This window comes from Luteimonas gilva (genome assembly GCF_005239095.1).
Taxonomy (GTDB): domain Bacteria; phylum Pseudomonadota; class Gammaproteobacteria; order Xanthomonadales; family Xanthomonadaceae; genus Luteimonas_C; species Luteimonas_C gilva.
Genome location: NZ_SZUA01000002.1, coordinates 129,923 through 142,653, shown reverse-complemented (window position 1 = coordinate 142,653; position 12,731 = coordinate 129,923). Strand labels below are relative to the sequence as shown.

General features: G+C 65.1%; 8 protein-coding genes. 2 read left to right on the top strand and 6 right to left on the bottom strand.

What is annotated here, in order from left to right; all coding sequences use genetic code 11:
* Window positions 1-58: 58 nt before the first annotated feature.
* The 6 genes from FCE95_RS08605 to FCE95_RS17085 all read right to left on the bottom strand — a co-directional run bounded on the left by FCE95_RS08605 (window position 59) and on the right by FCE95_RS17085 (window position 7,726).
* Window positions 59-1,522, bottom strand: coding sequence for an efflux transporter outer membrane subunit (locus FCE95_RS08605; protein ID WP_137266623.1), 1,464 nt, complete (start codon window positions 1,520-1,522; stop codon window positions 59-61).
* Entirely contained in the window at window positions 1,515-2,084 is a 570-nt protein-coding gene (locus FCE95_RS08600) for a nuclear transport factor 2 family protein (protein WP_223266831.1), read from the bottom strand. Before FCE95_RS08600 ends, FCE95_RS08605 begins: the two co-directional genes overlap by 8 nt.
* Window positions 2,077-5,241 carry an efflux RND transporter permease subunit gene (locus tag FCE95_RS08595; protein WP_137266622.1) on the bottom strand — a complete coding sequence of 1,055 codons (3,165 nt, stop codon included), beginning with the start codon at window positions 5,239-5,241 and terminating at the stop codon, window positions 2,077-2,079. Before FCE95_RS08595 ends, FCE95_RS08600 begins: the two co-directional genes overlap by 8 nt.
* A gap of 132 nt (window positions 5,242-5,373) precedes the next feature.
* Window positions 5,374-6,576: an efflux RND transporter periplasmic adaptor subunit gene (locus FCE95_RS08590; protein WP_137266621.1), complete on the bottom strand. Its 1,203-nt coding sequence runs from the start codon at window positions 6,574-6,576 to the stop codon at window positions 5,374-5,376.
* Complete coding sequence (locus FCE95_RS08585) at window positions 6,573-7,472, bottom strand: SDR family oxidoreductase (protein WP_189644694.1); 900 nt, start codon at window positions 7,470-7,472, stop codon at window positions 6,573-6,575. Before FCE95_RS08585 ends, FCE95_RS08590 begins: the two co-directional genes overlap by 4 nt.
* Window positions 7,469-7,726, bottom strand: coding sequence for a hypothetical protein (locus FCE95_RS17085; RefSeq protein ID WP_189644693.1), 258 nt, complete (start codon window positions 7,724-7,726; stop codon window positions 7,469-7,471). The genes FCE95_RS08585 and FCE95_RS17085 overlap by 4 nt, the downstream gene beginning before the upstream one ends.
* 129 nt (window positions 7,727-7,855) lie before the next feature.
* Between FCE95_RS17085 and FCE95_RS08580 the strand changes: the two genes are divergently transcribed.
* Together FCE95_RS08580 and FCE95_RS08575 are read left to right on the top strand one after the other, a co-directional pair.
* Window positions 7,856-8,932: a LysR family transcriptional regulator gene (locus FCE95_RS08580; RefSeq protein ID WP_137266619.1), complete on the top strand. Its 1,077-nt coding sequence runs from the start codon at window positions 7,856-7,858 to the stop codon at window positions 8,930-8,932.
* A 283-nt stretch (window positions 8,933-9,215) separates the two neighbouring features.
* A complete protein-coding gene (locus tag FCE95_RS08575) occupies window positions 9,216-12,725 on the top strand; it encodes a DUF4020 domain-containing protein (RefSeq protein ID WP_137266618.1) in 3,510 nt (1,169 codons plus the stop codon).
* Window positions 12,726-12,731 lie beyond the last annotated feature (6 nt).

Sequence of the window (12,731 nt, the reverse complement as noted above, 5' to 3'; positions counted from 1 at the left end):
GCGTTCAGCGGCCGGCGCAACGGCGATTCATCCGCCGTTGCGCCGTCGCGATCCGCATTCAGCGCAAACCGGCGACATCCTCGCGCGCCGGGCTGCGCTGCGGCCAACCGCCCGCCAGCGCCTTGTACAGCGCCACCGCGCTGGTCACGCTGCGGGTGCGGCCGTCGGCGAAGGCTTCCTGCGCCTGCAGTTGCGTGCGTTCGGCGTCCAGCACTTCGAACAAGCCCGAAGCGCCGGCTTCGTAGCGCACCCGCGCCAGTTGCGCGGCGCGCGCGCTGTCGGTGGCGGCGCGCTCCAAATGCTGGTCTTCGACCCGCGCCTTGGCGTAGCGCACCAGCGCGTTTTCGGTATCTTCCAGCGCGAGCAGCACGGTTTGCTGGTAGCGGGCCAGTTCGCCGGACGCGTCCGCGTCCGCGGCGGCGATGCGCGCCTTCACCCGGCCTATGTCCAGGAACGACCAGTCGATGCCCAACGCGACCAAGCGCGTTTCGCTGTCGCGTTCGAACAAGGCGCTGCTGTCGATCGCCTGGCTGCCGATCAATCCGCTCAAGGTGAACCGGGGAAACAAGTCCGCCGTGGCCACGCCGATTTTGGCGGTAGCCGCGTGCAGGCGATGTTCGGCGGCGGCGATGTCGGGGCGGCGGCGCAGCAGTTCGCCCGGCGTACCGGCGTCCAGCCGCGCGGGCAGGGCCGGCAGCGGTTTCTGCGGATCCAGCTGCGCGACCAGCGCATCCGGCGTTTGTCCGCTCAGCACCGCGAGCCGATGTTCGGCCACCGCCACTTGCGCTTCCAGCGACGGAATCCGCGCCGAGGTGGTTTCCAATTGCGCGCGGGCGCGGGCGGTATCGAATTCGGTGTCGCGGCCGGCGTTCAAGCGCGCTTCGACCAGGCGCAGCGTTTCGCGCTGGTTCTCGGTGTTGTCGCGCGCGACGCGCAAACGCTCCTGCAGGCCGCGCAGCTCGACGTAGGTGCGCGCGACTTCGCCGACGATGGCCACCTGCAGCGCTTCCAGATCCGCCGCGTCGGCCGCGGCGTTGGCGCGCTGCGCTTCGACGTTGCGGCGCACGCGGCCGAACAGGTCCAGCTCCCAACCGGCGGAAATGCCGGCGCTGTAGCTCTTGCCGTCGCGGTCGGCGCGGGGCACGCCCGGCGCCTGGTCGGCGCTGCTGCGCGCGTCGCTGCCTTCGGCGTTCGCGGTGATGGTGGGGAAGCGGTCGAACTTGGCTTCGCGCAGCAGCGCGTTGGCGCTGTCGTAGCGGGCCAGCGCGATGCGCAGGTCGTGGTTGGCGGCCAGCGATTCCTCCACCAGCGCAGTCAGCTGCGGATCGCCGAAGCCGCGCCAGAACTCGGCGTCGGCTTCGCGCAGGGCGATGTCGGGATCGCGCGCCGTGTCGGCCGGCGTTTCGGCGCGCGAGAATTGCGCGGGGACGGCGATGTTGGGACGCACGTGATCGGGGCCGACCGCGCACGCGGCCAAGGCCACCGTGAGCAGCGTCAGCGCGGGGAATTTCAGCTTATGCATGGGGAATCTCCTCGGGAGCGGTTTGCGCGGCTGTCGGGAACAGCACCGCGGGATCGCCGTTCCACCAAATGTTGTCGATCCGCAACCGCTCGATCACCCAACGCGGTCCGTGCTTGGACAGGACCACCGTGTACAGGTTCTTGAGCAGCAGATGGCGGGCGTGGTCCTTGCGCGGCAAGTGCTGCGCTTCGACCAGGGCGGAGAGCGTGGCGCGCGCGCCGTCGTAGGAGGTCACGCGCGGATTGGTGACGGTGTGGGTGGTATCCAGCCCGGCGATCGACGCGAACACCGCATCGGCGATGGCCTGGCGGCCTTCGAACGCTGCGATCTCCACGCCCAAGCGCCGCGCGGGACCGGTGAAATCCAGGATCGCGTCGGCCGCGAACGCCGATTCGAACAAGCCGCGATCGCGCAGATCCTGGCCGGCGCCGAAGCGGTACAGCGCATCGACGATTTCGAAATGCTCGTTCGCGCTCGGCGCATTGCGCGGACGGTCTTCGCCGGCGCCCATCGCGCGACGGATCTCGTCGCGCGTGGGCAGGTGCGGTCCTGCGTTAGGCATGGCTGCTCTCCGCGACGGCGGGGCCGTGGCTGACCAGCTTGCGGTTGGCCAGCTTGCGCAGCGCGACGTAGAACACCGGCGTCAGGAACAAGCCGAACAGGGTCACGCCGATCATGCCGGAGAACACGGTGATGCCGGTGGCCTGGCGGACTTCGGCGCCGGCGCCGTGCGACAGCACCAGCGGCACGGTGCCGGCGATGAACGCGATCGAGGTCATCACGATCGGACGTAGACGCAGGCGGCAGGCTTCAAGCGCGGCTTCGACGATGCTCTTGCCCTGGAGTTCCAGCTCGCGGGCGAATTCCACGATCAGGATCGCGTTCTTGCACGCCAAGCCCATCAGCACCACCAGGCCGACCTGCACGAACACGTTGTTGTCGCCGGTCAAGTACACGCCGAGCAAGGCCGCGAGCATGCACATCGGCACGATCAGGATCACCGCCAGCGGCAAGGTCCAGCTCTCGTACAGCGCGGCCAGCACCAGGAACGCCAGCAGCACGGCGAGCGGGAACACGATCAGCGCCGCCTTGCCCTGGGTCGCCTGCTGGTAGCTCAGGTCGGTCCATTCGATTTCCATGCCGTTGGGCAGCGTCTTGTCCGCCAGTTCCTGGATCTTCTGCATCGCCTGCGCCGACGACAGCATGTTCGGGTCGGCTTCGCCGAGCAGGTCCGCGGCCGGATAGCCGTTGTAGCGGATCACCGGGTCGGGTCCGTAGGTCTGGGTGACCTTCACCATGCTGCCGATCGGCACCATTTCGCCGTTGAGGTTGCGGGTGCGCAGGTTGGCGATGTCTTCGACGTTGTCGCGATACGGGCCGTCGGCCTGCGCGATCACCTGCCAAGTGCGGCCGAACAGGTTGAAGTCGTTGACGTAGGCCGAACCCAGATAGGTCTGCAGCGTGTCGAACAATTCCGTCAACGGCACGCCTTGCGCCTTGGCCTTCACCCGATCCACTTCGGCGTCCAGCTGCGGCACGTTCGCCTGATAGCTGGAATTGATGAAGCCCAGTCCCGGCGTTTGCGCGCCGGCGCCTTGCATGCCCTGCACCGCGCTCTGCAGCGCGCCGTAGCCCAAGTTGCCGCGGTCTTCGACGAAGGCCGCATAGCCCGAACCGTTGCCCAGGCCTTGGATCGGCGGCGGCAACAGCGAGAACGCGAAGCCTTCCTGGATGCCGGCCAGCTTGGCGCTAAGCTCGGCGTTGATCTCGCCCGCGCTGCGGTTGCGTTCGCCGAATGGCTTGAGGTTGATGAAGGTGACGCCGTAGTTCGGGGTGTTGATGAACTGCAGCGGGTTGAAGCCGGGGAAGGCGACGTCGTTCTGGGTGCCTTCGATGCTCATCGCCATCGCGCCGATCTTCTTCAAGACCGCGTCGGTGCGTTCGATCGAAGCGCCCTCGGGCATCTTAACGCCGGCGATGATGTAGGACTTGTCCTGCACCGGAATGAAGCCGCGCGGCACCAGATGGAACATCAGGCCGGTCGCCAGCAGCAGCGCGGCGTAGACCAGAAACACCGCGCCGCGCTTGCCCAGCGCCTTGGACACGCCGCGCTCGTAGCGCTGCGCGTTGGTGCCGAAGAAGCGGTTGAACGGACGGAACAGCCAGCCGAAGCCGCGGTCGATCAAACGGGTGAGTCCGTCCTTCTGCGCGCCGTGCGGCTTGAGCAGTCGCGCGGCCAGGGCCGGCGACAAGGTCAGCGAGTTGATCGCCGAGATCACCGTGGAAATGGCGATCGTCACCGCGAACTGCTTGTAGAACTGGCCGGTCACGCCGCTCAGGAAGGCCATCGGCACGAACACCGCGCACAGCACCAGGGCGATCGCGATGATCGGCCCGGACACTTCGCGCATCGCCAGATGCGCGGCTTCCAGGGGAGTGGCCCCGTGTTCGATATGGCGCTCGACGTTCTCCACCACCACGATCGCGTCGTCCACCACGATGCCGATCGCCAGCACCAGTCCGAACAGGGTCAGGGTATTGATCGAGAATCCGAGCAGGTACAGCGCGGCGAACGTGCCGATCACCGACACCGGCACCGCGATCAGCGGGATGATCGAAGCGCGCCAAGTCTGCAGGAACAGGATCACCACCAGCACCACCAGCAGGGTCGCTTCCAGCAGCGTGGTGATCACCGACTTGATCGAGTCGCGGACGAAGATCGTGGTGTCGTAGATCGACTTGTATTCGATGCCCGGAGGGAAGGTCTTGGCGGCCTCGTCCATGCGCCGGATCACTTCGTCGCGGATCTGCAGCGCGTTCGCGCCCGGCGCTTGGAAGATGCCGATCGCGGCCGCGTTCTCGCCGTCCAGGCGCGCGCGCATGGTGTAGTCGCCGGCGGCGAGCTCTACGCGCGCCACGTCGGACAGGCGCACCACTTCGCCGCCTTCGCCGCTCTTGAGCACGATATTGCCGAATTCCTCCGGCGTGGACAGGCGGCCCTGGGCGTTGATCGGGGTCAGGAACTGGCTGCCGTTGGGCATCGGCTCGGCGCCGAGCTGGCCGGCCGAGACTTGGATGTTCTGCTCGCGCACCGCGCGCACCACATCCCCGGCGGTCATGCCGCGCGCGGCGACCTTGTCCGGATCCAGCCACAAGCGCATCGCGTAGTCGCCGCCGCCGAAGGCCTGCGCGTCGCCGACGCCGGGAATGCTGGCCAGACGGTCCTTGATGTGCAGGCGCATGTAGTTACGCAGGTACAGCGTGTCGTACTTGCCGTTCGGCGACACCAGGTGCACCACCATCAGGAACACCGGCGACTGCTTCTGCGTGGTCACGCCTTGCCGGCGCACGTCTTCGGGCAGGCGCGCCAGCGCCTGGCTGACCCGGTTCTGCACGCGCACGGTGGCTTCGTCGGCGTCGACGTCGGGCTGGAAGGTGACCGTGGTGGCCAGCACGCCGTCGGAACTGGCGACCGACTTCATGTACATCAGGCCTTCGACGCCGCGGATGGATTCCTCCAGCGGCGTGGCGACGGTTTCGGCGATCACCTTGGGATTGGCGCCCGGGTACACCGTGCGCACCACCACCGAGGGCGGCACCACTTCCGGGTATTCGCCGATCGGCAGCAGCGGGATCGAGATCAGGCCGGCGGCGAAGATCACGATCGACAGCACCGCGGCGAAGATCGGTCGGTCGATGAAGAATTTGGAGAAGTCCATGGGGAATCCTTGGCAATCGGGTAGCCGGACCGCGCTCTTGCGCAGCCGGCTTATTGGTTGTTTCGGCGCGATCGGATATTCGGCGCGCCCTCACCCAGCCCTCTCCCGCTTCGCGGAAGAGGGCTTTTCACGTCACTTCATCGCGACCTGCGGATTCGGCGCCGGATCGCCCATCGCGATCTGCTTCGGCGCCACCGGCATGCCGGGGAAGAACACTTTCTGCACGCCGTGCACGATCACCTTGTCGTTCGCCGCCAGGCCTTTCTCGACCACGCGCAGGCCGCCGATCATGCGGCCGAGCACGATGTCCTTGCGCACCGCGGTGTTCTTCGGGCCGAGCACGTACACGTACTTGCGGTCCTGGTCGGTGAGCACGGCCTTGTCGTCGATCAGCATGGCCTTGAACTCGGCGCTGCCTTCCAGCTGCACGCGGGCGAACAGGCCCGGGGTGAACACGCGGTCCGGGTTGGGCAGCACCGCGCGGGCGCGGATGGTGCCGGTGGCCGGATCGACCTGGTTGTCGATGAAGTCGACCACGCCCTCGTGCGGATAGCCCTGCTCGCTGGCCAGACCGACGCGCACCGGGTTCTTGTTGTTCACTCGCTCGCCCTTGCGAGCGAGTTCCTGGTAGCGCAAGAAGCTCTGTTCGTCGCTTTCGAAGTAGACGTACATCGGATCCTGCGACACCAGCGTGGTCAGCAGGGTCGAATCGGCCTGGGCCAGATTGCCTTCGGTGACCATCGCGCGGCCGGCGCGGCCATTGATCGGCGAGCGCACCTGGGTGAACTGCAGATCGAGCTGGGCGCTGGCGACGGCGGCTTCGGCGGCGCGGACGCCGGCGTCGCCCTGCGCGGTGGCGGCCTTGCGCGTGTCGAACTCTTCGCGCGAGATCGCCTTGGCTTCCAGCAGGGTTTGCGCGCGCACGTCCTGGCTGCGGGCCAGGCGCGCTTCGCTGCGCGCGCGTTCCAGGTCGGCCTGGGCGCGGGCGAGTTCGGCGCGGTAGCGGCGCTGGTCGATCACGAACAGCAGATCGCCCTTATGCACTTCCTGGCCTTCCTGATAGGCGACGCGTTCGACGTAGCCGCTGACGCGCGGCCGCAATTCGACGGTTTCGATCGCGCTGACGCGGCCGGTGAAGTCGTCCCATTGCTTGACCGGCTTGGACAGCACGGTGGCGACGCTGACTTCCGGCGGCGGCGGCATGCCGGCGCCTTCGCCCGGCGCGGCTTGGCTGCTGCAGGCGGCGATGACCGCCGCGACCAGCGCACTCAGCGCCAGCGAGGCGAGGGTGTAGCGCGTACCCGAACGGGATTGGTTCTTGTGGGGAGCGTTCATCGAGGGGAGGGTTCCTGGTTGGTTTTCTTGGCGGTGATCTGGTGCAACAGCGTGCGCGCGTCCTGCAGACAGCGTGATGGCAGCAGGCCGGCGTCGCTATCCGTGTTTTGCGTTTGCGCGCACGTTTCGGCGGCGGCGGTTTCGGTTTCGTTGTCGGGCGTCAGGACCGGCAGGTCGATGTCGTCCGACCAGAGCGTCTGTCCGATCGGCCGCGGCGCGTAACGCACCACGGCGTGGGCGGGCGCGGCGGCGGAGCGTTCGAGCAGGGCCAGCGCGCGCTGGCCGACCGCCAACGCGTTCGGCCATTGCGAGCAGGCGTGCTTGCTGTTCGCTTCGGTGCGCAGCGGCGAATCCACGGCGAGCAGCTGCACGCGCACCGGGTAGGCGCGCGCTTCGTCGTGCAGCACGCGCGCGAGCATGCGCAACGCGGCGGCGGCGATCGAATCGTGGCCGTAGCCGGCCCACGGATGTTCGCCGCCCGGACCGCCGATCAGCACGTAGCCGCCGCCGCGATCGGAAGCGGCCAGCAGCGGCAGCAGATGCCGCGCTGCGGCCAGGTGCGGCAGCAGGTCTTCGTCGAGCGTGCGGCGCAAGAAGTCGGCCGGCTGATCGAGCAGGCGGCCGCGCTTGCTGCCGCCGCAGATGGTCGCGACCACGCCGCCGAACGGGCGGCCCAGCGCGCGCAAGCGTTCGGCCAACTTCGCGGCGTCGGCTTCGACCAGGATCGGTGCGCTGATCGTCACCAAGTCCGCGCCGGCGTGGCGGGCGCGCAAAGCGTCCAAGGCCTCGGTATCGCGGGCCACCGCGACCACCGGCCAGCCATGGGCCAGCGCGGCCTGGACGACGCCGCAGCCGACGATACCCGTGGCGCCTAGGACAATCAGGGCGGATTTCATTGTCCCGCTCCCGGGATTTTTTCTCCCGTGAATGGGATGATGTGGTCCCGGCTGAGCCAGGCCAACAGGGCGCCGACAGCAGGCAGCACCAGCATCGAGGACGGCACGGAGATCACGCCGGCGACCAGCCAGGAGTCCTTGCCGTCCAGGGCAAACCATTGATGCATAAGGATTGCCATCAGGACGACGAACAGGGCCTGCGCCGCCAGGGCAACGGGCAGATAGATGAAGCGGGCTTGGGCGGGGGTAAGCATGGCGGCCACCGGGTATCGGGTTGCGATACACAGTAGTCGCGTGGAGGCCACTTGATTAGACACTGAATCGGGGAATAATTGTCCCCGAGATGGGCCAATGGGCCCACCCCCACTCTCAGGAGGCCATCGATGGCCCGCGATCTGAACGACACCCTGATCTTCGTCAAAGTGGTCGAGCACGGCAGCTTCATCGCCGCGGCCAAATCCCTGCGCCTGCCCAAGACCACGGTCAGCCGCAAAGTGCAGGACCTGGAAACGCGCTTGGGCGCGCAACTGCTGCACCGGACCACCCGCAAACTCGGCCTCACCGAAGCCGGCAACATCTACTACGAACATTGCCAGCGCATCGCGCGCGAACTCGACGAAGCCGAAAGCGCCGTCGGCCAGTTGCAAGGCGGGCCGCGCGGCTGGCTGCGCGTCACCGCGCCGTATTCGCTGGGCATCGAACGCATCGCGCCGCTGCTGGGCGAATTCCACGCGCGCCATCCCGAAGTGCGGGTGGAGATGCTGCTCAGCAACGAACCGCTGGATTTGATCGACAAGGAAATCGACGTCGCCCTGCGCGTCGGCAGCCTGCCCGATTCCAATCTGGTCGCGCGCAAGCTGTCGACGTTCCGCACCCAGATCTACGCCAGCCCGGCGTACATCGAACGGCACGGCGAACCGCTGCATCCCGACGATCTGCAGCACCACCGCACCCTCGGCATGCAGAAGATGCACCGCAACGGCCACTACTACTGGCCGTTGAACGACGGCGAGAAGACGTCCGAATACCGCATCGATCCGGTGATGGTCGCCAACGACCCCGCCGGCGTGCGCGGCGCGCTGCTGTGCGGCGAAGGCCTGATGCTGGCCAGCGACATCATGGTCAAGGCCTACGCCGAGCAAGGCTACGTGCAGCGCGTGCTGGCCGGATGGACCGGACCGGAATACGAATTGAACGCGGTGTTCCCGCGCGGCCAGGTCACTTCGCCCAAGGTGCGCGCGTTCGTCGACTTCCTGGTCGAACGCCTCAACTTCGACGCCGATTACATGCAGATCCTATGCCCCGACGCGCGCGGCCGCTGCATGGAAGCCGAACGCGCCTCCGTCGCCGCGATGAAGGCCGAGCTGGACAAGGTGGCGAAGAAGCCCGCGGGCAAGGTTAAGGCTGCGGAGCCGGTGGGAACTACGCGGGATGATGAGGATGAGGCGTTGGTTGAGTAGATAGAGCGCATCAACCTTCTTCAGATTAGGAAGGCGAAAGCCCGAACTACGTAGCCGTGCGGTGACGCCACGGGCGTATCCAATCACCACGTCCGCTTCCAAAGTGGACGCCCTGTCACGTTCAAGACGACGGGATGATCCGAAGGCTCTGGGCCTTGAACGTGCACCGTCGCCACCTTAAGCCTGAGACGCGCTGGGCCGGTCGTGGCTGCTTGCCTGGTCTTCGAACCAGCGTAGTGTCCTGACATAATCTGAGCGTGGTTCTGCCAGGAGCCCGTTAGGCATGCCGCGACTAGGAAACCTCGACTTCGACGACCGTATCCTTGATGCGATCAAGGACGGCAAGCTCGTCGTGTTTGCGGGCGCCGGCGTCTCGATGGGGCCGCCTTCGAATCTAGATAGCTTCTGGAAGCTCGCCGAGAAGATCGCCCGCAACACTGGACTGGCACCAGATCTTCCTCTCGACCGGTTCCTTGGCGTGCTACAGCACCAGGGAGTCGCTGTTCACCAGCGCGCCATGGAACTGCTCTCACCGGAAGGCAGTGCCCCCAATGACCTGCATCGCGATCTCATTAGCCTCTTCGGTGCAGCGGATCGCATCAAGTTGGTCACCACGAACTTCGACCTCCACTTTGAGACAGCGGCGCAAGAGGTCTATGGCAACTTGCCAGAAGTTTACCGAGCGCCCGCGCTGCCCTTGGGCTACGACTTCCAGGGCATCGTGCATGTACACGGCGCCCTGCCGCGCGCATCCAGCATCGTACTCACCGATGCCGATTTTGGCCGCGCCTACTTGACTGAGGGATGGGCCCGCCGCTTTCTGCTGGACGTCTTTCGCACCCATACCGTTCTGTTCGTCGGCTATAGCCACGACGACATGGTCATGAACTACCTGGCCAGGGCGCTGCCGGCTGACGGTTCAGCAGGGCGATACGCACTGACGGAGACTGATGGGAAGTGGAACCTTCTCGGAGTCCAACCCGTTCGGTTCGTCAAGGGCGAAGGCGCCGAGGCATTTCGAGAGCTCTACGAGGGCGTGGCAAAGCTTGCCGAACGGGGCGCGCGTGGGACGCTTGAATGGCAGTCACGGATGTTGGAGCTGGTTGGCCGAGCGCCACCAGTTGACCCCGAGTTGGTCGGTGAGATCGAGCAAGCGCTGAGAGAAGTATCTACATGCCGCTTGTTCACTGACGTGGCACGCGATGTCTCATGGCCTAAGTGGCTGGACGGCAGGAAGCACTTGGAAGCGTTGTTCCGGCCAAGCGAGCTTAGCGAGCGCGAAGTCCAGCTGGCCTTCTGGCTCGCCAAACACTATGCGATTGATTACTTCGACGAATGCTTCGAGCTCATCGCGGGACACGGCCTCCAGCTTAATCCCGTACTTTGGAGTGCCATTGGTCGAGAGCTTGGACTAGAGAAGAATAAGCTGATCGAACCCGCCATGCTACGACGCTGGATCCTGCTGCTGCTCGGGAGCACGCCAGAAAGGGCAGATCGCCACGTGCTTATGTGGCTTGCGGAACGTTGTGAGGCGCTTGGCTTGATTGACGATACGCTGTCAGTCTTTTTGCAGATGTGCACCCACAAGTTTGAGCTCAAGCGCGGCTACGATTGGCGGGAAACCGATGACGACGAAGAGCGTTCTCGGTTAACCGCAGAATGCGCGCTCCGAACCGAACACTGGTTATTGAACGAGGTCTACAAAAATCAGATACAACCACATCTTGCTGAGCTGGCTCAGCCTTTGCTGTCTGGGCTGATCTATCGATTCGAGCGCATGCACGTGGATTTGACTGCGTGGTCAGGTGCGCGGGACAAGTGGGATTCGATGAGCTATCGACGATCCGCGATCGAGCCTCATGAGCAGGATCGCTACACCGAGGCGTCGGACGTGCTCATCGATGCCGCGCGTGATGCCATGGAGTGGCTCGGGGCAAATCACCTCGCGCAATTCGATGCACGGATCGAGTATCTGTCGAGTTCAAAGGTTCCCTTGTTTCGGCGATTGGCGGTGCACGTCGTGACGTCGCACCCCCGCAAGTCGGCAGACGAACGGCTCGCGTGGGTTCGGTCGCATTTTGAACTTGATTCGCTCGCCGAGCACCATGAAGTTCATCGCTTGGCGGCACTCAGCTATCCAGACGCTACGGACGCCGCGCGGCAGGCATTGATTGATGCCATCGTGACCACCAACTTTGAGGATGCTGACAACTGGCCGGCCGAAATACACGCTCAGCGCTTCCAGTTCGACTGGTTATCGTGGTTGTTGGCAGCGAAGCCAGACTGTGCGCTCGCAGAGGCCGTTCTGGCGCCCATTCGTGCGCGTTTTCCGCAGTGGATCGTCTCCGAGCATCCAGACCTAACGCACTGGATGGGCGGAGGGTGGGTCGGGTCAAAGAGCCCCTGGTCAACCGAACAATTGGTCGCGAAGCCACCAAGTGAGCAGCTCGACGCTCTCTTGGAATTCAAAGGCACCGACTTCGATGGTCCCAGTCGCGAGGGACTGCTGTCGGCAGTGCGGGATGTTGCCAAGTCGGCCCCCGACTGGGGCTTTCGGCTGGTCGCCGAGCTGGAGCAGCGGGCACTATGGTCATCCGACTTGTGGTCAGCGACGTTGCAGGGATTCCAGGACGCAGAACTGGACAGTACCCAATGGCGTCGCCTGCTCGAAGCCGCCGCTCGCAATGATTTGCATACCGAACATACCCGGGACATCGCCGATGCCCTGCTGCGGCTGGTCAAGGATGGCGGCAAGCCGTTCGCGTCAGAATTGCTGGAGATCGCGAACCCGATCGCAGAGCACCTCTGGGCCGCGTTGGAATCCGACGACGATGCCGACTTCGACAACGACTGGCTGACACGGGCCATCAACCGATCAGGTGGTGTGCTGGTCGAGTACTGGCTCGCCGCGCTCTCGCTCACGCTGAAGGGCAAAGAGGGCACGGATTGGGCGATGCCTCCTTATTACCGCGAGCGATTTACCGAAGCCATCCACGATCCGACGTCGAAAGGAGCGCATGCACGTTCCATATTAGCGAGCCAAGCCGCCTTCCTATTTCGGCTCGACGAGGCGTGGGCACGGGAGCACTTGATACCTCTGTTCCAGGACGCTGATTCGCGGATCTTCGCGCAAGCATGGCATGGCTTTCTATCTTGGGGGCGACTTTATCCCCCGTTAGTTAATGCGTTGTTGCCCGCTTTCCTGGAGGCCGTGGCGCGAGCTCCTGCGGATCTGCCGGAACATCGCGCGCGACTGATCGAGTTCTATGCAGCCCTGTGTGTCTTCCACGTCGACAACCCGCTGCAACAACTACTCCCGAATTTATTCCAGCACGGCACGGAGGAAAATCGAACTACGTTTGCATCGCAGATCGAATACATGCTGCGGCAGCTGGATCCTCAGGGAGTCGACAAGGTTTGGGAGGGTTGGCTCTCTCGCTATTGGCAGGAACGGCTCCAGGGCGTGCTCGCGCCGCTTGCTCCGAGGGAGTGCCGGGAAATGGTCGAGTGGCTTCCCCATTTGGGCGTGCACTTTCCGGCGGGTGTGCAGCTGGCGACTCGCATGCCGGCGCTGCCCGGGGAACACAATCACGTCTTGTTCGAGTTACGCGCCAGTGATCTGGTCACTCGTTTCCAGGAGGCTACTGCACAGCTGCTGATCTACCTGTCCGACGGCATAGCAGGGTTCGACCTTGCGTACCTCACTGAGGTGGCCGCGCGACTCGACGCACTACCGGAGCACGTTTCTCGGCGTCTCCAAGAGGCATTAGTACGTGCCGGTGCTCGACCCTAGTCACCT